The 24893-nt window shown below is 33.7% G+C and carries 24 protein-coding genes and 2 pseudogenes; 22 read left to right on the forward strand and 4 right to left on the reverse strand.

Going from position 1 to position 24893, the window contains the following annotated elements:
- The first annotated feature begins 25 nt into the window (after window positions 1-25).
- The 9 genes from SNAG_RS09905 to SNAG_RS04025 all read left to right on the forward strand — a co-directional run bounded on the left by SNAG_RS09905 (window position 26) and on the right by SNAG_RS04025 (window position 9754).
- Window positions 26-1582 (forward strand): hypothetical protein, encoded by a 1557-nt coding sequence (locus SNAG_RS09905; RefSeq protein ID WP_231906654.1) that lies wholly within the window; start codon window positions 26-28, stop codon window positions 1580-1582.
- Window positions 1583-1936: 354 nt separating this feature from the next.
- Complete coding sequence (locus SNAG_RS03995) at window positions 1937-2293, forward strand: SAG1252 family conjugative relaxosome accessory protein (RefSeq protein WP_096406758.1); 357 nt, start codon at window positions 1937-1939, stop codon at window positions 2291-2293.
- 4 nt (window positions 2294-2297) lie between these two features.
- A complete protein-coding gene (locus SNAG_RS04000; protein ID WP_048789085.1) occupies window positions 2298-2663 on the forward strand; it encodes a MobC family plasmid mobilization relaxosome protein in 366 nt (121 codons plus the stop codon).
- Window positions 2650-4473, forward strand: coding sequence for an SAG1250 family conjugative relaxase (locus SNAG_RS04005; RefSeq protein WP_096406760.1), 1824 nt, complete (start codon window positions 2650-2652; stop codon window positions 4471-4473). Before SNAG_RS04000 ends, SNAG_RS04005 begins: the two co-directional genes overlap by 14 nt.
- Before the next feature lie 114 nt (window positions 4474-4587).
- On the forward strand, window positions 4588-5454 hold the full coding sequence (locus tag SNAG_RS04010; RefSeq protein ID WP_096406763.1) for a helix-turn-helix domain-containing protein: 867 nt from the start codon (window positions 4588-4590) through the stop codon (window positions 5452-5454).
- Window positions 5455-5604: 150 nt separating this feature from the next.
- Window positions 5605-5754 (forward strand): hypothetical protein, encoded by a 150-nt coding sequence (locus tag SNAG_RS09755; protein WP_157740113.1) that lies wholly within the window; start codon window positions 5605-5607, stop codon window positions 5752-5754.
- A 782-nt stretch (window positions 5755-6536) separates the two neighbouring features.
- Window positions 6537-6977 (forward strand): hypothetical protein, encoded by a 441-nt coding sequence (locus tag SNAG_RS04015; protein WP_096406765.1) that lies wholly within the window; start codon window positions 6537-6539, stop codon window positions 6975-6977.
- Between the two features lie 32 nt (window positions 6978-7009).
- Entirely contained in the window at window positions 7010-7348 is a 339-nt protein-coding gene (locus SNAG_RS04020) for a hypothetical protein (RefSeq protein ID WP_096406768.1), read from the forward strand.
- Window positions 7349-7615: 267 nt separating this feature from the next.
- Window positions 7616-9754 (forward strand): ABC transporter ATP-binding protein, encoded by a 2139-nt coding sequence (locus SNAG_RS04025; protein ID WP_096406770.1) that lies wholly within the window; start codon window positions 7616-7618, stop codon window positions 9752-9754.
- Between the two features lie 275 nt (window positions 9755-10029).
- On the opposite strand, the pseudogene SNAG_RS04030 reads toward SNAG_RS04025, so the two are convergent.
- Window positions 10030-10754: pseudogene (locus SNAG_RS04030) on the reverse strand (ISL3 family transposase); the annotation flags it as partial.
- A gap of 2 nt (window positions 10755-10756) precedes the next feature.
- Here SNAG_RS04030 and SNAG_RS09760 point away from each other — a divergent pair.
- Window positions 10757-11197: pseudogene (locus SNAG_RS09760) on the forward strand (helical hairpin domain-containing protein); the annotation flags it as partial.
- 104 nt (window positions 11198-11301) lie between these two features.
- Here the strand turns inward: SNAG_RS09760 and SNAG_RS04040 are convergent.
- Window positions 11302-12165: a helix-turn-helix domain-containing protein gene (locus tag SNAG_RS04040; protein ID WP_096406773.1), complete on the reverse strand. Its 864-nt coding sequence runs from the start codon at window positions 12163-12165 to the stop codon at window positions 11302-11304.
- A gap of 195 nt (window positions 12166-12360) precedes the next feature.
- Between SNAG_RS04040 and SNAG_RS09955 the strand changes: the two genes are divergently transcribed.
- From SNAG_RS09955 to SNAG_RS04105, 11 genes are all read left to right on the forward strand, one after another.
- A complete protein-coding gene (locus SNAG_RS09955) occupies window positions 12361-12531 on the forward strand; it encodes a PhrA family quorum-sensing system peptide (RefSeq protein ID WP_001227862.1) in 171 nt (56 codons plus the stop codon).
- A 164-nt stretch (window positions 12532-12695) separates the two neighbouring features.
- Window positions 12696-12989 carry a hypothetical protein gene (locus tag SNAG_RS04050; RefSeq protein ID WP_096406776.1) on the forward strand — a complete coding sequence of 98 codons (294 nt, stop codon included), beginning with the start codon at window positions 12696-12698 and terminating at the stop codon, window positions 12987-12989.
- Between the two features lie 6 nt (window positions 12990-12995).
- The gene (locus SNAG_RS04055; protein ID WP_096406779.1) at window positions 12996-15197 is read left to right on the forward strand and encodes an FtsX-like permease family protein; all 2202 of its coding nucleotides are present in this window, start codon (window positions 12996-12998) and stop codon (window positions 15195-15197) included.
- 4 nt (window positions 15198-15201) lie between these two features.
- Complete coding sequence (locus SNAG_RS04060; RefSeq protein ID WP_033685029.1) at window positions 15202-15858, forward strand: ATP-binding cassette domain-containing protein; 657 nt, start codon at window positions 15202-15204, stop codon at window positions 15856-15858.
- 68 nt (window positions 15859-15926) lie between these two features.
- Window positions 15927-16205 (forward strand): competence protein ComA, encoded by a 279-nt coding sequence (locus SNAG_RS04065; RefSeq protein WP_096406781.1) that lies wholly within the window; start codon window positions 15927-15929, stop codon window positions 16203-16205.
- A gap of 542 nt (window positions 16206-16747) precedes the next feature.
- On the forward strand, window positions 16748-17143 hold the full coding sequence (locus SNAG_RS04075; RefSeq protein WP_096406783.1) for a sigma-70 family RNA polymerase sigma factor: 396 nt from the start codon (window positions 16748-16750) through the stop codon (window positions 17141-17143).
- A 1048-nt stretch (window positions 17144-18191) separates the two neighbouring features.
- On the forward strand, window positions 18192-18413 hold the full coding sequence (locus SNAG_RS04080; RefSeq protein WP_000286248.1) for a helix-turn-helix domain-containing protein: 222 nt from the start codon (window positions 18192-18194) through the stop codon (window positions 18411-18413).
- Window positions 18414-18718: 305 nt separating this feature from the next.
- A complete protein-coding gene (locus tag SNAG_RS04090) occupies window positions 18719-18988 on the forward strand; it encodes a DUF3173 family protein (protein ID WP_096406786.1) in 270 nt (89 codons plus the stop codon).
- Window positions 18960-20147 (forward strand): tyrosine-type recombinase/integrase, encoded by a 1188-nt coding sequence (locus tag SNAG_RS04095; RefSeq protein WP_096406789.1) that lies wholly within the window; start codon window positions 18960-18962, stop codon window positions 20145-20147. Before SNAG_RS04090 ends, SNAG_RS04095 begins: the two co-directional genes overlap by 29 nt.
- Before the next feature lie 296 nt (window positions 20148-20443).
- On the forward strand, window positions 20444-21346 hold the full coding sequence (locus tag SNAG_RS04100; RefSeq protein WP_096406791.1) for a DUF2268 domain-containing protein: 903 nt from the start codon (window positions 20444-20446) through the stop codon (window positions 21344-21346).
- 62 nt (window positions 21347-21408) lie between these two features.
- Entirely contained in the window at window positions 21409-21777 is a 369-nt protein-coding gene (locus tag SNAG_RS04105; RefSeq protein WP_096406794.1) for an EXLDI protein, read from the forward strand.
- A gap of 101 nt (window positions 21778-21878) precedes the next feature.
- Here the strand turns inward: SNAG_RS04105 and SNAG_RS04110 are convergent, their stop codons facing one another.
- Both SNAG_RS04110 and gdhA read right to left on the reverse strand, forming a co-directional pair.
- Complete coding sequence (locus SNAG_RS04110; RefSeq protein WP_096408842.1) at window positions 21879-22364, reverse strand: GNAT family N-acetyltransferase; 486 nt, start codon at window positions 22362-22364, stop codon at window positions 21879-21881.
- A gap of 31 nt (window positions 22365-22395) precedes the next feature.
- A complete protein-coding gene (gdhA, locus tag SNAG_RS04115; RefSeq protein ID WP_096406796.1) occupies window positions 22396-23742 on the reverse strand; it encodes an NADP-specific glutamate dehydrogenase in 1347 nt (448 codons plus the stop codon).
- Between the two features lie 206 nt (window positions 23743-23948).
- Between gdhA and SNAG_RS04120 the strand changes: the two genes are divergently transcribed.
- A complete protein-coding gene (locus tag SNAG_RS04120; RefSeq protein WP_096406799.1) occupies window positions 23949-24884 on the forward strand; it encodes a dihydroorotate oxidase in 936 nt (311 codons plus the stop codon).
- Window positions 24885-24893 lie beyond the last annotated feature (9 nt).

A 24893-nucleotide genomic window follows, 5' to 3' on the forward strand; every position in this document is an offset into this window, starting at 1 on the left:
GGGAAATATCGGATTAGGAGAAAATATGCGAATAGCTAAAAATTTATTTATAAAAAGACCAATGATGTGGCAGTATGTTCTATCACTTGTTTTGGAGATTCCAATTTTTATTTGGTTTATCAGAAATATTCCACAAGTCTTGTGGGAGTGGCTTGTAATGGTAGGTTATATAATAATTTCTTTTATATACTATATAATAAATCGTGGAGACATGAAATATTATTTTATTTCGATATATGATCAGTTAAATAAGAAATATTCTCCAACATTTTGGAAATATTTTTTAAGTTCGCTACTTACAAGTACTAAGTATATTTTTATGGGAATTGTTTTCCAAACAATGTTACAAAGTTTATTTGGGGAGTTAATTATACCTGGTATAGGAATTTCAGCTTATAGTTTTCCATTATTAGTAGCAATGTGTCTTATTCTATCGAAGATTTTATTCGATATAGCTAGGATGCCCCCTGTGTATCTTTTGATCTATATTACAATTCCTTTGTTTACTTTTTCTTTAGTAGGAATAGAAAAATCTTTGTTAAGTTGGACCTTTATATCTCTCATTTTGATAAGTATCGTTCCTCAATTTATAAGTGAAGATATAAAAAAAATATTATCAAATAATTTTTTAGAAAATTTGTTCGGAACTCAACAAGATATAAACTCCAATTTTGAAAAAGAATTTTTAAATTTAAAATATAAAATTTATATTTTTGTTCCTTTCTTTTATATTGCACTAATCGTATCTGAAAAGGTAATATATACAAATGGTTTTAATTATTTATTCAATTATATATTTGATAGACACGATGATATACAGAATATAAGTTATTTTTCTACACCTAATGTTATAATCACCTTAATAAAAGTGTTTCTTATTTTGTATCTTCTTATTCCTTATTTTGAATATAGTGACTTCATTATCAATAAAATAGCTAAGTTTTTGATAATGAAAATTGAAAGAAAAAGTGCTAATGTTGAATATAATGGTATCTATAATAGAGTAAGCTACACAAAAAAAGAATGGATAATTGATAAGTCAGATTTTTATAGTGGTTACAAGGGTTTATTTTTTAACAATAAAGAAAGGTGCTATTATTTATCTAAAAATGATATATTAATCTCAAACAAAAAGAAAAAGATAAGAATTAAACCTATGACTGAAGAAATTTTTAAAGTAGAAGATAATTATTATGTTAGTTATAAGTCGGATATCTTAAAAAAGCTTTCTAATAAGAAAAAAGTAGATGGTTTTAGACTACTAAATAAGCCTGATCATGCTGTATTACTTTTTCCTATAACGGTAATTATATTTGTTTTATTAGGTGCTTGGTTTTTTAAGCCACATTTTCATAATAGTTTTAGAGGTTATTACAGTAAAATAGACTGTGGTATCGCAATCCAGTCGACCGGACTACAAATTTGTGATGATACAGTTTTTGTAGACGGAGCAATATATAAATTGAATGAAGTTACAATGCAGATATTAGATAACGAAAAAAACGTGGTAGGTACATTTGATAAAAAAGGTATTGTCATAAAAAATAAGACAGGGAAAGATTCTTATTATATAAAATATTAGTTACTAATTTTTAACTACTCTGTAGTGTTTAAGTGGATTGTTATGAGAGCTTTTGCTCTCTTTTTTCATGTGATAACTTCTCCAATTATCCTCTGCTATACTTTTCTAAGCATGTAGAAATCTAGTTAAGATTTTTCAATGGGGGGGTTGGGGGCGAAGCCACCAAGTTATCTTATCGTTGGCTGTCAAAACTGGAAAGTTTTGGTCGGTTGGCGATATGATTTTTGGGATATTGTGGACACAATATCTGAGCTCGCAAAGCCTTACAAGATGATAGATTGTGTCTTTATGAGTTTCCCGTGGTTGACACGGGGGCGGGAATTATCCGACAATAGATAAAAGTGAGGAAGTAGTATGCCAGAACAATACAGAGACATTCGCAAAGAGGTTAATTTGACCACAAATGAATTAGAAATGATTGACATAATGATGAAAAATAAAGGATTTGAACACTTTTCTTCATTTGCCAGAAACAAGTTACTGGAAAACGAGTTAGAAATGACTGCTGAAAAGTGGTTCACTTTCTGGCAATCTCAAAAGCTAGAACAAATCAGTCTTGATGTTTATGAGATTTTAATCTTATCAAGGGCAGAACATCAAGTCACCCAAGAACATGTATCCATTCTCTTAACCTGCGTTCAGGAATTGATTCAAGAAATAGGGAACTCCATTCCTCTTAGTCAAGACTTCCGTAAAAAATACATGAGGTAGGCGCATGGAAAATCGTTACCGAACCAATCTAAAGAAAGTTTTTCTGTCTGATAGCGAATTGGGTCAGTTGAAACATTGTATCGACCAAAGCGGTTGTCAATCTTTTTCAGAATATGCTCGACGAACCCTACTTGATCCTGGTATGAATTTCATCACCATTGATACAACTGGTTATCAAGATTTGGTGTTTGAGTTGAAGAGGATTGGCAACAATATTAACCAGATTGCCCGAAGTGTAAACCAATCTCAGTTAATTTCAAATGATGAATTGCAGAACTTGAAAAAAGGAATCTCCGAATTGATAAGAGAGGTAGAGAAAGAGTTTAGTATTCAAGCTAAAAAGTTGAGGGAGTTTCATGGTCATCACTAAACATTTTGCCGTTCACGGAAAGAGTTATCGCAAAAAAATCATCAAGTATATTCTCAATCCTGAGAAGACCAAGAATCTTGCATTGGTATCGGACTATGGTATGAGGAATTTTCTGGATTTTCCTAGCTATGAGGAGATGGTGCAGATGTATCATGAAAATTTTATCAGTAATGATACGCTTTACGATTTTCGCCACAAAAGGCATGAGGAAAATCAACGACTAATTCATGCTCATCATATCATTCAGTCCTTTTCACCCGAAGATCATCTCACTCTTGAACAAATCAATCAGATTGGCTATGAGACAATGAAGGAGTTAACTGGTGGTAAATTTCGTTTTATCGTTGCGACTCACGTTGATAAAAATCACCTCCATAATCATATCATTGTTAATTCGGTTGATAACAATTCGGACAAAAAACTAAAGTGGAATTATAAAGTGGAACGAACTCTTCGCATGATTTCAGATAGATTTTCTAAAATTGCAGGGGCGAGAATTATCGAGAATCGCTATTCTTACCAGCAGTATAAAGTTTATCGTAAGACTAATCACAAGTATGAACTTAAGCAACGACTCTTTTTTTTGATGGAAAATTCTACCGATTTTGAGGATTTCAAAAAGAACGCCCCATTACTACATGTGGAGATGGATTTCAGTCACAAGCATGCTACCTTTTTTATGACGGACTCAACTATGAGACAAGTGGTGCGTGGTAATAAACTCAATCGCAAGCAAGCTTACACAGAAGAATTTTTCAAGAATTACTTTGCCAAAAGGAAAATGGAAGAGCTTATGGAATTTCTTTTACTCAAAGTTGATAGCTTAGAAGATCTGGTTAAAAAAGCAAAACTATTTGGATTAAATATCAAACCTAAGCAAAAGCATGTTTCTTTTCAATTTGCAGGAGTAGAAGTGAAAGAGACAGAACTAGACCAGAAAAACTTATATGATGTAGAGTTTTTCAAAGATTATTTTGAGAAGAGAAAAGATTTGAAAGCTCCAGAAGTTAAGGATTTAGTTCAAGTTTATCAAGAAGAGAGATTCTCCAAAGAAAAAGAACTCCCAAACAAGGAGAAGTTTTGGGAGTCTTATCAAGAGTTCAGGAGAAACAGAGATGCTGTTCATGAATTTGAGGTAGAGTTGTCACTCAATCAAATCGAAACAGTAGTGGATGATGGTATTTACATCAAGGTCAAGTTTGGTATTCGTCAGGAAGGGCTTATCTTTTTGCCTAACATGGAGCTCGATATGGAGGAGGAAAAGGTGAAGGTTTTTATCAGAGAAACAAGTTCCTACTATGTCTATTACAAAGATGATGCCGAGAAAAATCGGTATATGAAAGGTAGAACGTTGATTCGTCAATTCAGCTCTGAAAATCTAACAATTCCGTTCCATAGGGAAACAACTGTGGAGATGATAAAGGAGAAGATTGAGGAAGTGTATACTTTACTTGAGCTGGATATGGATAAGCACTCTTATATTACAATTAAAGATGATTTAATTCATGAATTAGCAGCTTCAGAATTGAGAATCAATGCTTTGCAAGAACGAGTGACAACCTTAAATCAAGTAGCAGAATATTTACTAGCTTCAGTTGAGAATAAGCAAAAAATGAAATTGAATCTTTCAAAATTGAATATAACTGATAAAATTGGCATTGATGTTGTTGAGAAGGAATTGAATGAGTTAGGTATCCAGATAGAATTAGAGAGTGATAGATATGAAAACATCGTATTTAAAGTGAATAAGTTTATCAATCGTTTGAGTAAGAAAATTTCAAAAGAAGAAGGGATATGTTTTCAAAAATAACCTATCTAGTCATTCTTTATATATAATTTGTATCTTTTGGTATAATAATTTGTATTTAAAATTTAATCATGTTACAATTAACATTGAAATCAAATAGAAAAGGAAGATGCAAATGTGGGTACACTATTAGCAACCAGATTAAAAAATAGACGAAAAGAATTAAAAATGTCTCAGCGAGAACTAGCTGAAGGGATTTGTAAACAGGGGCAAATTAGTCGATTAGAGAGTGGAGAGTTTACCCCTGGAGCGGATTTTCTGCATTCCCTTGCTAAGAAGTTAAAAGTTAGTATGGACTACTTTTTTGATGAGCAAATTGTAGAGGAGATTGATGAGTTATCAGAGTTTAAAAAATTAGCACAAACATTTATCACAAACCGAAATTATGAATCATTGAAATATATATATGAATTGGAGCGTGTAAAAGCTCATCGCTTATCTCTGGCAGATAAAATCTACATGGAATGGGTAAAGTCTCTGATAGATTATTATTTTTATGGTCACAAAGAAGATGCGATTACACGATTAGAGGAGGTAATGTCACAGTTAAGTGTCTCTGATTTGAATTACCTTCAAGTTTCAAATACTCTATTTAATTTTTATTATGATATTGAAAATTTAGAGCGTTTTAATGAAATTCGAGAAAAGTTAGAGTATCAAGTAAACCAACTAAATTTAAACACAATCAAAGAATTAGAGCTATTTATTAAGTTCAACTATAACGTTTGTCGTTACCTATGGTTACAGAAAAATATTGAAGAAGCTATTACGAAAATCACAGCTACTATAAAGCAATGTAAGGAGTACAGGACAACTTATCTATTAGCTGATTTATATTTATTAATGGGAAATGTAAGTAAGAATTTTTCTTCAAAAAGTTCAGTAAAAGAATATTTTGAGACTGCCCATCTCCTCTACAAACTTGGGGAAAACATGTCAATGGCTTTGAAAGTTGAGCATTACCTTGCAGATATAACAGAATAAGGAATACGGTGTTCTAGTGAGCATCGTTTTTTAAATCCAAATAAGATACAAAAAAGTATCAAATAAAAAAAAATAAAAAAATATTATAAAAAACTTGACAATATAAAATCGAAGTGCTAAAATAAGTACAAAAAATGAGAGGAGAGACATATGAAAAATTTGTTTAGGAAAGCGGTTACATCTCTAGTTTTGGGACTTACCCTTGTAGGGATAGGTGTAACTCTAAATAGCCAGTTAGTAGTTCAAAATCAATATGTTGCTTCTGAAGATATTGATCCTGGAGCTGCAAATTTATTTTAAAGTAATAGCCAAGCTGTTATTCGTACAAGATTTGTTCTACCTTTGTTGGTTTTGAATAAGCATATGATGTTGTTAAATAAGAATCTATTACCATAATATTTTATATTTATAATATGAATTAAAAATTTCAAAAATTAGGAGGGTATCTAATGTCTAATGTTGTTAAAATATACAATGATTTATCTGATGTAGGGAACCATGAGAATCATATCAAAAAAATTGGTATTTTCACAAAAAAATGTGGTAAAAGGGAAAAACTTCTGAAGTGTTTCTATGGCTGAAAACCTAACTTAGTTGCAATATCGGACTGATTAAAACTTTCTTCAAGATATGCTTATATCTGTAGGGAATAAATTATGGTAATATGTAAGTGGCTCATAGAATCTCCTCATGTCTGTTTGTGTTGTTTTGTACAGTTTTAACGATTTGTGAATCAATGGTTTTTTGTTGAACTTTTTATTGCAATTTATCGTACAAAATAAAACAAAAACATAAAAAATAGGAACAACGTAAGTGTATACAAATTAAAAATAAGAGAGTATAATAATAAATGAAAATATGATTTTTAAACAGGTCTAACCAAAACAAAAAAGGAAGGAGGAAGATGTTTAAATAAAAGATTATTATACCTTCATTCATTGAGAGTAATAATTTTAGTTTTTAGAAGGGGAAAGAATTTATAGAATTTAGCAAGCTCTCGCTAATGAATGAAATTAGCTAATGTGTTGTAAAGGAAACTATAAACTAGATTCTCCTCAATAAGATTGGAATGTGAGTAAGCTATGGTTAGAAAAAAAACTCTATTAATAATTATTGGGATTATTTTGCTATTTGGGGGTTATTATAGCTGGAAAGTATATCAAGACAGTACAAGAGTAATTATACCACTAGAGTCTTTACAAGTAAAAGTAATAAAAACTGATAAAGATTATTCTATATCTGCTAAAGCGGATCTAGATAATTTTGAACAAATCTCAAATTATCAAGCGATACAAATAGGTAATGATGTCTATTTATATTTTATGAAAACGAAGGCAATTTTTACAAAAACCACAGTAGATACAGATTTATCAAATATCCTGGTAGGTGATACAACGCAAGCCATTAACAACATATATGTCGTTAGTGGCGATGATATTGTCGTTAGATTCAATGATAGTAGGTATAATCACATCGATGTTTTGAAGTATACTGATAAAAAGTTGTTGCTTCGTTTAAATTAAAAAATACATTGCCTAAAAAGAAAGGAAAAAATATGTTAAAGAAATTTAAGTCATTAATATTCCTGTCTCTTACCTCGTTATCCCTTATTTCTGGGACTACTGCATTTGCCGCACATGGCTCATGGTTTTCTAATTTCCAATTTGATGCAAACGGTGTTTCAGAAGTAGGGACCTCTAATTCTTTTAATGAGGTAGGTCACTTTACTTTTAGGGTTGTTCGAGCAAATGGTGATTGGATTGGGTATAGTAATCACACATTAGGACCTGAACAATCGGCGTCTAATAATTACTGGGGGCAACCTGCTTTAGATAGACAGGGGCAGGTTATTATAAACGGTAGATATTGGCATTCACCTTGGTTTGATTCATAAAAACTTGTTGTCTGAATATTAGTGCTTTTTAAGCTAATGTCTAACCCTTCAAAATAGCAAAAATCTATCAGTTGAGTTACATTAGTATTATTCTAAATAACTCAACTTTTATTTTTTGGAAAATATACTATATATCCGGGGCGCTTAGTCATTTAATAAAAGTAAAATTATACTGATATAAATTTGATCTATTTTTAAATTTACTAGTACAACGATTTTACAACAGGTTCTCATATTATTTTTAGATGACACTGGAGAGTAAAAGGTATGTTGAAAATTTCAAATCTTAACAAAAAATACAAAGAAAAAATAGTTTTGGATTCAGTTTCACTTAATGTAGAAGACCCAAATAAAATTTATTCATTAATAGGTGAGAGTGGAACAGGTAAATCAACATTGTTTAATATTCTGTTTGGTTTAGATCAGGAATATGAAGGAGAGTATACTTTATTCAATCAAAACGCAAAAGAATATAGTTTAGATACATGGGCTAGGTTAAGAGAATCAAAGATAGGGTTAGTTTTTCAAGATTATAAACTTTTGGAAGACTTTACTGTTTTTGAAAATTTAAAATTAGCAAGTAATGCATCGGATTCAGATATCGAAAGTATCATGAAAGAATTAGATATTTTTGATTTGAAATCTAATTTTTGCTTTGAGTTAAGCGGAGGGCAGAAGCAGAGAGTAGCTCTTGCACGTGCAGCTATAAAAAACCCAAAGATTTTACTATTAGATGAACCTACAGGAAACTTAGATGGTTTAACTAGCCAATTAGTTTTTAAATATCTACAAAAACTTCGAAATCGTGGAATTCTTATTTTCTATATCACTCATGATAGAGAGTTGGCTAATTTGGCAGATGTTGTATATGAGATAAAAGATAAAACAATTAAAGAAATCAGAAGAATAGAGGAAAATGTAAAGTTATCTGATAATTTAAACGAAAATAATCGGGAAATTCCCTTTAACTTTACTATAGATTATGTAAAATTAAAGGGAATTCGAAATATTAAGAGGCAATTACTTTTGATAGTTCCTATGACTTTAATAATATCTATTTTTATACTAGGCTTTACTGCGTATCGTTCAGCTTCTTTACTTAGTTTTGAGCGTTTTTTTACAGGAATAAGTGAAAGAGTCATATTGGTATCTACTCAGCAACTCAATACCGATACAATAAAAGATTATAACGAAAATAATATACAAAGCCCTTATGATGGTAAGAGGATAGGCTTTTCAGAGAAAGATAAAAAACAAGTTGAATCTATTGATGGAATTGAGAAGGTAATTTTATTTAATTATGGTGTAAAATCTAACTATAACAATGCTTATAATAGTTTAAATTTAAGTTTTTCTGAAAAAGATTTTTCTAGTAAAATAGGAAAGTTTAACTATGGCTGGAATAAAATTTCTTCACTTTCATTCTATCTCCAAAAACTCAATGTTCCTAAATACTTTATTCCAGATTATAATTCGGAGAATATAATCCTGTTATCAGGTGACTATCCAAAGGATGATAGTAACGAAGTTTTAGTCCCAGATACTTTTGTTTTGCAACATTTCAATACTGAAGACTATCAAAAAGTTCTTGGGAAAGAGAGTGAGCTGGAAACAACGAATATATACACTAATGAAAAAAAGAATGATAAAGTAATAATTAGTGGTGTTTATCAAACATATTATCAAAATAGTTTGAAATCAGATTATCCAATCTACTCTTCTTATTTTGAAGAATCTAATCTTGAATATTTTTTAAGTCAACAATCATATGAGCATCACAAATATATATTATCGTTGACTCCTGAAACTTCAAAGGCTAGTAAAGAAATTATAGATAGTTATGATAATTATGTAAATGCTGTAGGGACAAGTAAAGATGGAATGTTAATAAAAATAACTGGCGATGTAGAGACTATTTCTAAAAATCTGCAAAAACTATTTCCTAAGTATAGATTAGCTTCCAGATATGATATGAGGTCGGGAACTTTTAGTGATATTTATGGTGGCTTAGTGAGAATATTGTTAGTTGGTTCGATTGTAATTTCACTGGTCATAGGAGCAGTAATTGCATTTTTAAATAAAGGGTATATAGTCAATAGATCAAAAGAGCTAGCTATTTTATATAGCTTGGGGTATAAGAAAAAGTATATTTTTTCAATAATATTTTTTGACAATATATTTATTTTTCTTTTATCTTTCTTTAGTGCGATGCTAATAACTACAGTATTAAATTTAGTTTATTTCAGTAAGACGGTGTACTTCTCTTATTTTTCATCATTATTATCATTATCAAATGTGGGATATATTTTTATGCTTGTTGTGTTGATGATGTTAGTATCAGATGTATGGGGATTGAGTACTGTTAAACAAAGGCAACTCCGAAAATTTTTGAACAATCAATTTTAACGATGTTAATCAAGAGTTTATTATACCAAGGTTTGCGAACACTCTTTAGTCTTAGTTAGAATGACTCATCATCAGCTTTTCTTGGGAAGGCAGAGAAGAAAATGGGCTCAACACCCGACTAACTTGGTTGCATAGTTTCTCAATGAAGCCAGCGGTTCACAGTTTCCCAATCTTGAAGTACGTGAATTAACAAAACTAGTCTTTCGATTTGTACTGACCCCCAAAAGTTGGACATTTTATTGGCTTTTTGTCAACTGTAGTGGGTTGAAGAAAAGCTAAGATCGAGAAAGGACGAATTTCGTCCTTTCTTTTTTGATGTTGAGAACGATGAAAATCCGTTTTTTGAAGTTTTCAAAGTTCCGAAAACCAAAAGCATTTCGTTTGATAAGTTTGATGAGATTATTAGTCGCTTCTAATTTTGCGTTAGAATAGGGTAACTGAAGGGCGTTGACGATTTTCTCTTTGTCCTTGAGGAAGGTTTTAAGACCGCCTGAAAAAGAGGATGAAGCAGCTTTAGATTGTCCTCAATGAGTCCGAAAAATTTCTCGGGATCCTTATTCTGAAAGTGAAAAAGCAAGATCTGATAGAGATTATAGTGGTGTTTCAAGTCTTCTGAATAGCTCAAAAGCTTGTCTAGAATTTTTCTATTCGTTAAGTGCATACGAAAAGCAGGGCGATAAAATCTCTTATGGCTGAGTTTACAACTATCCTGTTGAATGAGCTTCCAGTAGCGCTTGATAGCTTTGTATTCATGGGATTTTCTATCGAATTGATTCATGATTTGAACACGGACACAACTCATAGCACGGCTGAGATGTTGGATAATATGGAAACGATCCAGAACGATTTTAGCACATGGAAAAAGCTGTTTAGCTAAGGCATAGTAGGGACTAAACATATCCATCGTAATGACCTTCACCTGGTAACGAACGGCTCTATCGTATCGCAGAAAGTGATTCCGGATAACAGCTTGTGTTCTTCCCTCAAGAACAGTGATGATAACGTAGGCGGCCAACCATTGCCAACCTCAAAGAGAAAATCGCAGAGGTGAATCTTCTTATCGAATTAGACCTTAACAATCAGTCTTACTAGGAAATCAAAGATGAGTTAATCAAGGAAATCGCCCAGCTGAATTTGACCATTACAGATTTGCAGGATAAGGTTGCTCATCTAAACAAGATAGCAGAGGTCTTAATCAATCTCAACAACTCAGACCCAGAAAATAGAAGACTGGCAAAATATGACTATGCCAAGATGAACCTGACTTTAGCTATCAAACTGGAGCAGGTGGAGAAAGAAATCGAAGAAAATCAAAGATTTATGACTAAATTGATAGATGATTATGAATATAAGGTTAGGAGATTAGAGAATTTTATCAATATACTTGATAACACAAGAAATCAAAATGTTACTAAATTAGAACGGGAAACAAAATCAGTATAGTTATTTGAGATACCATGGAAAAATTATAAGGCTGATAGTATTAATTTCACTATCAGCCTTACAGGTTATTTAACGTTTCAGAAAAACTATAATGTCAAGATTAACTAAACAGTATCTAATTCTTTCAAATAATTTTCTATCTTCATCAACATTAAAGGATTGTTATAAATCTTACATAACTCTTTTGCTTCTATATAATAATTTTTGACTTCTTCTTTATCTAGAAATTTGGCTCCAGCATTTCCTACAAGAATAAGTAGAGGAGCCAGTTGGTAACTTGTCTGTCTTTGTTTACAGAGTTCAATCGTCTCAAGAGCTTCTTGGATGGCTTCGTTATATTTTTCCTTTGACACTAGGTAGTGAGCGTAGTTGTAACGAACTCTGATGTAGCCAAATAAAAACTCTTGATGCTCAAAATTTTTTGTCTGATATAACTCCATTAAATGAGAGTAGTTTGCCTCATATTCTTGTTCACGACCCACTAAGGAATAGAAATTAGATAGAGTATTCAATACCTTTAAATAAATCAGAGTATTTGAGGAGACTTTTAATAATATATTTTCCAATGAAGAAATAGCCTCACACTTACTGTGATATTGATAGAAGTCAATAATAGCTTTAATCCATTCAAGGTAAGTTCGGTCTTCTAGTGTTAGAAAAGTACTTCGTTCAATCTCTATTCTATAGATATATTCCAAATCGTCATAATTTCTGTCATCTAATAGTCGAGCAGATAATTGCTTGAAATTAGAGAGGTTAGATTTAATTTCAATTTGTTCATTAAAAAAATAATCTAATGGTACTTCAAGTCGTTGTGAGAGTTTGAACAAAAGGTCTGCGGAGGGAATGAAATGCCCTCTCTCAATTTTACTAATCTGGCTTTGTTCACAAATTCCTTCTGCAAGAGTTTGTTGGGAGAGTCTCAACTCTTTTCTTTTCAATCTGAATTTCTCTGCGAGTGTATTCATTAAAGATAATAAACCTTCCTATTTGTTTGCTTAATTTCATTATAAAATTTTTAGTTCAAAATAGCAAGTTAAAGGAATGAATAATTCTTTATGGTAATAAAAAAAAAAAAAAGTTCAAAATGCAATAAAAATGATTGACTAAATAATATATATGTGTTAGAATAAAAACAAGGAAACAGAAAGGGGTTTCATTGCGTGAGAAAAAAACGTGGAATTAAAAAATTAGTTACATTTGCATTACTAGGTGTTTTTATGTTTAGTAATACAATTCCTTACCAACAGTTTATTCAGAAGAATAAACAATTGGAGATTCGAGTGCAATCACAAAAGAAGTCCAATGGTCTTGATGTTGGGAAGGCTGATTAGTTGATTAAATGATGAAAATACTATTAACTATATAGTATTTCTGTTTTATCTAATTTTTAATTAGAAAGAAGGGATTCCAATGTACTAGGGTGTGATTTGTTGATACTTCTAAATGCAGTCATTGTTATAGTTAGATTTTAAGTGAAAGAAATGAGGGCTTTACGATGAAGAAAAGCATAAAAAAAATAATTACAACATCTTTACTTGCACTGACTTTAGCTGGTGCAGGTGGTTCGATTGTTTCAGCCGCAACAGTTTGGTATAAAGGTACTGCAGTTTATTGGAATTATGGTCGCACTGCTGGTCTTTGGAGCTATTCAAATGTTCAGTCTGGTGTTTACGAACACTCAGCATCTGCTAACGGGGCATTCTCAGGCTGGCGATCCCCTGGAGTAGAAGCACGTGCTTCTAGATTCATCGGAACTGGTACAGCTCAATGTTACTGGAATTGTAGGTAAGTACCTATGACATACAAAAACATGTTATTAGGTAAAATGAAATACTTAATCCTGTTTTTGATTGCCATCCAGAGTATCTTACTTGCTCTGGTGGCAATTTTTTTAGCAGGTTTACAGTATCAACAGTCATGGCAGAGTTATAATCATCATTCCGGGACCGTAACAGTTTATCTTCAGAAGTTAACAGAAGAGCAATCACAAGATGTATTTAATTATTTTTTAGAACAGAGTGACTTGTCCATATGGACAAAACGTTCTGAAAGTAGTGATACAGGAGAAGGTCCAAATAGGATTTATATAGACATCCTTGGTAGCTCTGCTGGTTTTTCAGATTTTGAAAGTACGGGTAAAATAGTTGTCTCACAACAACAATTTGCAAATTTATTATCTCATAGTGATAATAGTATGACTATTGGACTTGACAAAGGCTCAAATAATATGCTTTACGAGCTTCCAGATTTATTATTTAGCACACCTGTAGTCATTGAACGATTAGATTATACTTTCCAAAACACTAATACGATTAATGGGATATACCATATTAATGGTCTCCACGATGCTGTCTCAAGAGATAACTTTTTGCTACATCTTTCAAAGGTGTCAGGTATTTCTGTTGAGGATTTGACAAAAGAAAGTTTTGGAAGTAGTACTGATCAGGGAATTTGGGGAATAATACTTGCTATCAGCATCTTAGTAAATGCCTTCATTTTACTGATCCTATTCTTAATCTGTGTTCTTCAATCCTTTAAACATTTCGGAACATTGATTCTTTTAGGATGGGATAGAAAAGAATTATGGTCTGCTTTTTTCAAAAATTCTCTACTATTTTCAATCTACACTATTCCAATTATCTCTTTATGTAGTTGGTTGTTGTCAGGCTGGTCTAGTTTTGGTTTATCATCGTTTACTCTAGTTTTTGCTGGAGTCAGCCTCTCAGTCTTGTTGCTACTATTTATATTCATTATTCCAACGATTATTGTTTATTCGGTTTCTCCATTAGCCGCAATTCATAAACGATTACCAATGAAGCCTTTAATGGTAACCTGCTTGTTATTCTATACCTTGGTAGCTGGTTTGTTAATCGCAGTCAGTTACTCTTTAGATGCTCCAATGAATCAGTTTATTGATAATATGAAAGTATCTAGGGAGTGGAAGAATGTTGAAGATATGTACGTTATATCCAGCTTTGTTGAGGGAGATGATGTAGGTACATATGCAGGAACTACAAATTCCCTTGAGCGTAGTATGTATAACTTTTACCAGCGTATATCTAAGCTTCCAGGTGTCTATATTGCCCAAGGACAATTTCTTAATCAGGAGTCCCTTGATGCAGTCTATGGGACATACCAGCATGTCCCTAAAAAACCATTTTGGTATTTGAAATTCTCCTATAATTACCTGCAAGACCTAGGTATTCCCCTAAGTGATGAAGAGTTGCTAGAGATGAGGAATGGTACTCGACTTTATCTTCTACCTAACACGCTCAATACAGAAGAACTTGAGGTGATGAAGGCGTATTTACAGGAAAGTGTCACTGTAAAACCGGGAGATTTACAAACTAATTTCACAGAAAATCAGAAATTTATGTTCAAGGTTTATCAACCGTCTCGACCAATATTTACTTGGTCAGATTCTATTTCTTATGGTACAACTAGTGAGAATCCAGTTATTTTTGTCTCAACACCAGAGAATTTATATTTCATGGAGTCGGCAAACTTAGTTGTCAGTGGCTATAATGGTCTTTTGAAGATTCGTGATAGGGAAACGATGGAACAGGTAGTGTCCGTTTTAGAAACAGAATTTCCAGATTTAACGGATAATCGGTTGAGTTTTACAACTGTCAAGAACTTTATCAATGGTCTTCAAAAAGATCTGAGTTATACATTTTATCTTTTTGGCACGATCATAGCGATTATCATAATTACGATGATGGCTATTTTCTGGAGTTTTGTCTTAATGTACCGCTTGTTATTTGAGGAAAAATTGTATGTTCAATACTTTATGGGATTCTCACCATGGAAAAGATATATTGGTGTGCTTTCTCTCATTATTAGTTTTTCTGTGGTGGAATTAATCGTTTCTATCTTAGTGGGTTCTAAGTTGGGAATAGTCATGACACTAGCTACATTTGCTTTTCAGATAATGCTTCTTTACTTCAGCTTGTTCCGTAAAGAAGGAGAGAGTATCATACAATTATTTAAGGAGTAATCTCATGTCTAGAATTTCAGTACAAAATGTATCAAAACAATTTGGTTCAAGAGAAATTTTCAAAGACTTAAGCTTTGATATTGAGGAAAATGAATTTGTAGCTTTAGTAGGACCTTCTGGTTCTGGAAAATCGACTATCCTCAATATGATTGGACTATTGGATACTGTTGACAGTGGTAAAATCCTAATTAACGGAAAAGTTTTGCCTAAGGTAAATTCGCAATCAGCAGTTCATTACCGAAGGAATGTCATCAACTATCTTTTTCAATCCAATGCACTCATTTCTACATCTAGTGTGAAAGATAACCTGATGCTTGCCATGACTTTTTCGAATTTCTCTAGACAGGAGAAGGAGCAGAGAATCAAGGAAACGCTAGAATTTGTTGGTCTACAAAATCGGTTAAATAGTAAAATCAATGAATTATCGGGAGGTGAACAGCAGAGAATTGCGATTGTGAGAGCTATTTTAAAGCCCGGAGATATTGTCCTAGCAGATGAACCAACCGGATCGTTAGATCCTGAAATGTCTCAAAAAGCATTCGATTTGATTCGAACTTTGAGAGATCAATTTGGTAAAACAATTTTGGTTGTTACGCATAACATGGAGCAAGCACGGCAATGTGATAGGATCATTTCACTGGAGTCGGTTCTTGTAAATTAACTCAACCATTATTAGCACTTGATACGGTTACTTTTGATTATGGAATATCGAAGGTGGAGAGTTCAAACATGAAAAAATTTACATATGATATTATAAAACAGCCAAGTTTTTCTAATCGTTTGGAGTTAAAAACACATGTACTGGTTGAAAATCATATTGATGATGTCATTTGTCTGCATATCATTGCTAGTAATAAATTATTAGATATGGTTATTTTGAACCCATTTCAAAAGAAAACTATCTTTATTCCATGTTATTTTGAGGAAGATATTGTGAAAGTCAAAGATGATTATGAAGTTGAGTGGGATTTGTTAGGATTTCAAAAATTTAGAGCATTTTTGGTTTAGTAATATGTGTTGTAGGCTCAAAATATATGGTAAAAAGTAGCTTTGAAAATGAATTACCTCCAAAGATTTAGTTAAATAATGATTTAACACAAAAAGAAATTATTGAAGTTCTGGAAAGATGTTGTTTCAGTAGAAAAATAAGTCTTGAAAAACTGGATTTGAAGAATTATTTTGATTATATTGTTTCGGATGACAATTGCTATTGAAGATTCGTACTCAGGGATCAATTAGTGCTGGTATTGCTACTATTGGATATTACGATAACCGATTGCCTTTATTTAATGCTAAGGCAAATTGTAAGGCAAGAAGTATTGAACGTAATTCAATCACAACATGAGTTTTAAAATGTCTAGACGCACTTAGAAAAATAAAAAAAGTGATAGAGCAATTTTGCTCTATCACTTTTTTTATTTTTCTAAAAACAGCGGTAAAAATACATGATTTTTCACTCTTAATAGTGAAGTCTAAAAATTGAGAGAGTTTTATGAAAAATCGTTCACCGCCATTTCCTACCTTATCAAATCTATATAAGGAGGAATAAAATGGTGTATTTTATCTATGTGAATGGGTTAAAAGTCCCTGTTTCCAGAGAGGTTTACCGTGAGTATTGGAAGTTGACAAATAGGGAAAATTATCTTAATCGATTAGAAGTTCAACATCATGTTAGACCGTTTTCGGATTATACTGATTGTCAACTAACTGGTGTTAAGGCTGATGAGAAAATGGATATTCAAAAGATTATTGAGACTAAGGAAATCTTGCAACTATTGTGTGAAGCTCTGCTTACGCTTAATGATGATGAATTTAAACTTGTCAAGGATTTGTTTTTTGAGGACAAAACATTGAATGAAATTTCTCAGTCCTCGAAAGTCTCAATCACAACTGTCGCAAGACGAAGAGATAAAATTTTAAGTTATCTCAAAAAAATGTTGCAATGAAGCGGTAAAAATTGTCAAATTTTCACTCTATATAGTGAGGGAAAAATAATAGTTTTCTCCAATGACCCTTGACAACTGAATAGACCAAGGTGGGACGTTAATCATTTGTGGAGCAATTTAGCCAGACACGCTGTGATATGAGCGGGAACTGTCAGCTATAAAATAGAGTGGTACTCTATCTGCCATGACACAAGTGAGGATAATGATACTTCTAACCGTTTAGGCTGCCATCGTAAAAAGATAGCGGGTGAAACTCCCATGAGTAGTGATATCACCAATCATTCCCACTGAGATCAACTTAGAGTAACTTGTTATTAGGAGGGAATGTTTCGGAATAATCAGTAGTAAAATATAGTGTGCAACTTTTAATGCTTAATTTTTTATACTCCTGAAATATGCTGACTAATAGTCACATAATCAAAATGTTGGAATTTATAAGTGTGAATAAAAGTTTTCATACTATGCCCCCTTGTTTTTTCTTTTTTCACTTATGTGAAATCTGTCAGAAAGTCAGGCTAAATCTTATTTAGTTTCAAGTAATAGCTACCTTCTATAGAATGATAATGAAAATTCTAGATTGGATTTGCATAATACTGTTATCAGTAGATCTTCTATCATTGATTTGTTTCACCGGTATTACAGAATCTCGATTAGTTTTACAAGTAAAAATAGAATGTTTTCTATCCTAACGACGAGCAGTATAAGCAGTTTTTCCTTTGTTTAAATAAAACTAAAATTTAGTATTGTTCAGCTTCAGAGAAGTGCTTGTATGATTGATTTGTGAACATTTTTCTATAATTTTGCAATATTTTTGAGACTATAATATATTAGATAAACATGTCTTTTGTGTTTCACTTTATTTTACAATAAGACTAATTTTTGAAAGTCAGTAATTTTAAATAGTTGATAAAATCTTTGCTCTCAGACGGTTAATAGATATGCTTATGAGAAGTGTTTAATAAATTAATTTTAGTTCAAAATGTCCAGTTTGGACACTTTGAAAGATTTCTTAGTTTTATATATTATACTTTTCTCAGGAGAAAGCTAGATGTACAGACGTTTGAGAGATTTGAGGGAAGATCACGATTTGACCCAAAAACAAATAGCTAAAATACTTTCATTTACAAACTCAGCTTATGCTAAAATTGAACGGGGTGAGCATGCCTTGACTGCAGATGTATTGGTAACTCTCTCAAACTTTTACGATGTCAGTACAGACTATCTATTGGGATTGACAGATTTTCCTGATAAAATTCGCTTTAGAAAATAATCTCCTCAATTTCATAGAGTGTGAAAATGAGGAGATTTTTTATTTGTTCTTTGACAATTGAATAGTCCAAAATGGTACTTTCCTCATTTGTGGAGCAGATTTGAATGGCTCGCCATGATAAGAGCGATTTTAAAACCATCAATAAAATAGAGCGATACTTTATATGCCATGATACAAATGATATACAATGATACTTCTGACCGTTCAGGCTGCCACCGTAAAAGAGCAGCAAGTGAAATTCTTATGATGACTTCATCAGTCATGCCATGGAGGTGAAAAAATCTAAGAAAGGAAGTAGTAAAATCATGGAAACAGTAAACTATAAAGATTTAGTTGCGATTGGTTTTCCAGAGCACACATCGAGGAATATTATTAGACAAGCAAAAAAAATTGCTGTAAAAAAGTTTGAAGAAGCTAGAAAAAATGATAAGAATGCGGTACAATTAGGATGTTCACCTTTCGATAATAAAAGGTTAGGCATTGCTCCTAAAAATATTGTAGAAAATTTAATTGGTATTTCTTTTTCAGATATAGAAGGTGAGAAAGATGGTTATATCAAAGACAAAGAAATATAAAGGTGTATACAAAGATTCAAAAGGAAAAATTTACTTTCAAATTGAATTAGGAGTTGATCCAATAACTGGGAAAAGAATCCAAAAGAAAGGAAGGAAAAATCAACAGGGACTACCGTTTAATTCTTTTAAGGAAGCATATGAAGAGATACTTCGTTTAAAACATGAATTTGTGAACTCTACTATTAATAATAGTTTTCTAACTTTTAGAGAGTTTATGGAAGAGATATATTTAAAATATTATCAACAAAAAGTTCAATTTGTAACTTATCAGACTGCTTTACCACATCATCAGTTATTTATTAAGCAATTTGGTAGTAAAAAATTATCAGATATTAGTACTATTGACTGTGAAAGATTTCGCTTAGCTATTATAGACAAGTATTCTAGTAACTATGCTAAAAATATGTGGTCTAGATTTAAAGCATGTCTGGGCTATGCAGAAAGATTGGGTTATATTGATAGAGTTCCTTTTAAAGGATTAGATAATCCTAGAGGAAAGCACCCTGATACAAAATTTTGGACATTTGATGAATTTAAGAAGGTAATAAACTCTTTTGATATTAGTGAGTATGAGGGACTCCATAATTACATGACGATCTGGTTATATTTTATGACTGGTTTAAGAGTTAGTGAGGGTATTGCTCTTAAATGGGAAGATATTGATTTTGAACGTAAATGGATCCATGTTCATTCGACGATTGAGAAAGATAAAAACGGTGTATGGTATGCTAAACAACAAACAAAGACAGTAGCAGGGAATCGTAAAATTGATTTAGATGATTTTACAATTACAATACTTAAAAGATGGCGAGAAGTTCAAATCAAGAATGATGATAAAGATTATGTAATATCACGTTTTGGTGAGCCCTTGTGTAAGTCTACAATCTCTAGGATAATAAAAAGGCATGCTAGGGTTACTGGTGTACCAGAAATTACAGGGAAAGGATTAAGACATAGTCATGCATCCTATCTTATAAATGTATTGCATAAGGATACCTTATATGTTTCATATCGATTAGGACATGCTGATAAATCAACAACGTTGAATACATATAGTCACTGGTATTATTCAGGTGATTCAACAATTTCAGAAGAGATTACAAACAGTTTAGATAATCTTGGATTATCAATTTACCTACCAAATTCCTGCCAAAGTTGAAACTTGAGGAATTAACCCACTAATACTGGGAGAAAATAAGATTAGCAAATTGTTACTCTTAAATAATAGAGCAACTACATTAGTAGCTTAAAAAACTTATAAAACTGCTATTCCTAAGAATAGCAGTTTTTTCTTTTTAGAATGGTAAATCTACCTCTAAATTATAGTCTGATACGAAAGTTCTAGGGTGCTTTTTTCTAACAGTTACTAGAATCTTGATAGAAATTCGATTTTCTTCTTGACTCTGACCTCAGGTAAGGGATTATACTAATAGTAGATAAGAAAGGGGATTTATTATGCAAATCAATATGATTCGTTCAGATAAAGTTTACCAAGAGATGCTCGAGCTTCCTTTGGAAAAGAGAGAGGGCTGTTTTCGAGCTAAAATATTAGCACCTTTTGCTACGAAATACCAAACTCAACATATTCCTCTGAAAGCCAAGTATCCCGGAGGATTTGATGCTTTGTTCCTACTTGGTTTTATGAATCAGCTACCCGGAACTCTGTCAGAGAAGGATAGACCAGCTATCGACGCTCTGAGCTCTGATCAACTCTGGCAAGACTGCCAGAATACCATCAAGAGGAGTATTGGTCTTTTTGAGCAGGCTGGCTATGACTTAGAGGTTGAGGATTACCATTTTACTATTTTATTGGGCAACCCTGAAAAGCCCATGTTACAGCTCAATAAGGGTTATAGTGGAGATGGTGGAATTCCAGGCTACCTCATGCTTAGTCTGCTACCAAATGACTATACTTTGCCACGTGTGCAGGCAGCTCTGGCCCACGAGTGCAACCATAACGTTCGTTTCCAATTTATCAAATGGAACCAGCAGACGACATTAGCAGACTGGGTAGTTAGTGAGGGGTTGGCAGAGTCTTTTGCTGCTGAGCTCTATGGTAAAGATCTCATTGGGCCTTGGGTCACTTCAACTAGTTCCGAGCAGCTAGAAGAGATTAAGCATGTTATCTCAAGTCAGCTTCAGCTAACAGGAATGGCGGAAATGGCTCCTTATCTTTACGGTGATGAAATAGCTGAGATTCAAGGTCAACTACCAGTTGGAATGCCTTATGCTGCGGGCTATGCTTATGGCTATCATCTGATACAAGCTTATCTGAAAAAGACTGGCAAGAGCATTATTGAGGCTACTGTGACATCAACGGAAGAGATTCTAGAGGCGACGAAAGACTTTTGGAAATGACACTTTTGCTTGCAAATCTGCCAGAGTTTGATATAATGTAGGTAATTTTTGGAGGTAACTATATGCACTATAAAAGAGTTGAATTAAAAGTCACAAATCAGGGTATCCATGAGCGCAAGATTTTTCAAGGTGTTAAGATTTTCAGTCGTAGTAAGTTGTCCAAAGATCAGAAAAGCATTCTAACACAGAAGCTTTACCTGACTCCGAAGCAGAATATCGTTTACTATCAGCGAACAGATGTCAACTATGACCAGAACTGGCATCATCATAAGGACTATTATGAATTAGCTTATGGTCAGATGGATAGAGAGACGGTTTTTAAGGTTTGCCAAGATTTTGACGAACTAAGCCCTTTTCTGGAAAATGAGCTGCTGGAGAAGCTAAAAGAAAAGCAAATAGCAGGCAAATTTTTTGAAAAATTAGATATATAAAAATCCGGCTGCTTTGATAAGCAGTCGGATTTCTTCTAGTTTGATAGTGCTTAAACAATACCTTTACTATCATGGCATTGGCTACATTAGTATACTGCCATCTATTCATCTGATGAGAGGGATTTTATCATCCAGATATTCATAGCTGGGTGGCCGGCGGCGTTAGAAAGTGGTTCTTGCAGTGATGTGAAACCATAGTGTTGATAGATGGCTACAGCAGTAGCCAGTTCAGTAGAAGTTTCTAGATAAAGCTGTTCATAACCAGCTAGACGGGCCTCATGGAATATCCGCTTTATCAACCTACTGGAATAACCTTTGCCACGGCTATTTTTAGTGACATACAGTTTTTGTAATTCAGCAATCTTATCAGACACAGGTGCAAAGCCACCACAGCCAACCAGCTGACCTTCATCTTCCAGAATAAAGTAAGCTGCTCTCTCTTGCTGTTGATAATAGTCGGACAAATGATCTAGATGAGAATCAAAGTAGACAGTTCCAGGTTTGTCAAGCCCGAATTCTTCAAGACTAGCTCGAATGAGCTGCGCTACAGCTGGATTATCTCTTACTTCCATTGGCCGTAAGTTCATCATTTGTCCTCCGATAGGATGTATCGACTAATTAAACAATACCTTGTGCAATCATAGCGTTTGTTACGTTTTCGAAGGCAGCGATATTTGCTCCTGCAAGGTAGTCAGTACCAAGTCCGTATGTTTCAGCAGTTGTTTTAGCTGTATTGAAGATGTTTGTCATGATGTCTTTGAGGCGTCCATCAACTTCTTCACGGGTCCATGAAAGGCGAAGGCTGTTTTGGCTCATTTCAAGCGCTGATACAGCTACACCACCAGCGTTGGCAGCTTTGGCAGGTCCGTAAAGGATTCCGTTTTCTTTGTAGACTTTAATCGCATCAAGGTCACTAGGCATGTTAGCACCTTCAGATACACAGATAACGCCTTGAGCAACCAAACGTTTAGCTGCTTCACCGTTGATTTCGTTTTGAGTCGCACATGGAAGAGCGATGTCGTAGTTACCAGCGTAAGTCCATACAGAACCTTCATGGTAAGTAGCAGTTGCTTTCTCAGCTGCATACTCAGTCAAACGAGCACGGCGTTTTTCTTTAACATCAACCAAAAGATCGAAGTCAATACCATTTTCGTCGATGACATAACCATTTGAGTCAGATACAGAGATAACAGTTGCACCAAGTTCAGTCGCTTTTTGAAGAGCATATTGAGCTACGTTACCAGAACCTGAAATTACCACTTTCTTACCAGCAAAACTGTTACCATTAGCTTTGAGCATTTCTTCAGTGTAGTAAACCAATCCATAACCAGTTGCTTCTGGACGAATCAAGCTACCACCAAATCCAAGAGGTTTACCAGTCAAGACACCCGCATCAAATTGGTTAAGACGTTTGTATTGCCCGTAAAGGTAACCAATTTCGCGTCCACCAACACCGATATCACCAGCAGGTACGTCAAGTGATGGTCCGATGTATTTTTGCAATTCAGTCATGAAGCTTTGGCAGAAGCGCATCACTTCAGCATCAGTCTTCCCTTTAGGATCGAAGTCTGATCCACCTTTACCTCCACCGATTGGAAGTCCAGTCAAAACGTTTTTAAAGATTTGTTCGAAGCCGAGGAATTTCAAAATCCCTTGGTTTACAGTTGGGTGGAAACGAAGTCCGCCTTTATATGGTCCAACAGCTGAGTTGAATTGAACACGGTAACCACGGTTGACTTGGATTTTTCCATCACGGTCAATCCAAGGAACTCGGAAAGAAATTACGCGCTCAGGCTCAGTGATACGTGCCAAGATGTTTTCTTCGATATACTCGGGATGTTTTTCAAATACAGGTTCCAAAGTGCTGAAGAATTCTTCAACCGCCTGGAGAAATTCAGCCTCATGCCCGTTACGAGCTTTCACAGTTGCAAACACGCTTTGGATATAGTCTTTAGCAGATGTCATATCGTTCTCCTTTATTCTTGTCCTATTTTATTACGTGAGACATTATAGCAGAATTTTTTTTCAGTGTAAAGAAAAAAACGGAAATTTTCTAAAAATTCTCTCAATTTACAAAACCGAACGTTTTATATTGAAATTAGTTTCTCAAAGAGAAAATCTGAAAGTATGGTATAATATTAGAAATAAAAGGAATCTGGAGGATTAGAATCATGGTATCAACAAAAACTCAAATTGCTGGTTTTGAGTTTGACAATTGCTTGATGAATGCGGCGGGTGTTGCTTGTATGACGATAGAAGAGCTTGAAGGGGTTAAAAACTCAGCAGCAGGTACTTTTGTCACGAAGACAGCGACCTTGGACTTTCGTCAGGGCAATCCTGAACCTCGTTATCAAGATGTTCCACTTGGTTCCATCAACTCTATGGGCTTGCCAAATAATGGTTTAGACTATTATCTGGACTATCTTTTGGACCTGCAGGAAAAAGAACCAAACCGTACTTTCTTCCTTTCCCTAGTCGGTATGTCTCCAGAGGAAACGCATACCATCTTGAAAAAAGTCCAAGAGAGTGAGTTTAAAGGATTGACTGAGCTCAATCTCTCTTGTCCAAATGTTCCAGGGAAGCCTCAGATTGCTTATGATTTCGAGACAACAGACCGTATCTTGTCTGAAGTATTTGCCTACTTTACCAAACCTCTTGGAATCAAGCTCCCACCTTATTTTGATATTGTGCACTTTGACCAAGCAGCAGCTATTTTCAACAAGTATCCACTCAAGTTTGTCAACTGTGTCAACTCTATCGGAAATGGCCTTTATATTGAAGAAGAGTCGGTCGTGATTCGTCCTAAAAATGGTTTCGGTGGAATTGGTGGAGAATATATCAAACCAACCGCTCTTGCTAATGTGCACGCCTTCTACCAACGTCTCAATCCTCAAATCCAAATCATCGGAACAGGTGGCGTTCTGAACGGTCGTGATGCCTTTGAACACATCCTCTGTGGAGCCAGTATGGTACAGGTGGGAACCACCCTTCACAAGGAAGGCGTTGGTGCTTTTGAGCGCATTACCAATGAACTAAAAGCAATCATGATGGAAAAAGGGTACGAAAACCTAGAAGATTTCCGCGGGAAATTGCGCTATATTGATTAAATGAAATAG

Origin of the sequence: Streptococcus sp. NPS 308 (assembly GCF_002355895.1) — a bacterium.
GTDB lineage: Bacteria > Bacillota > Bacilli > Lactobacillales > Streptococcaceae > Streptococcus.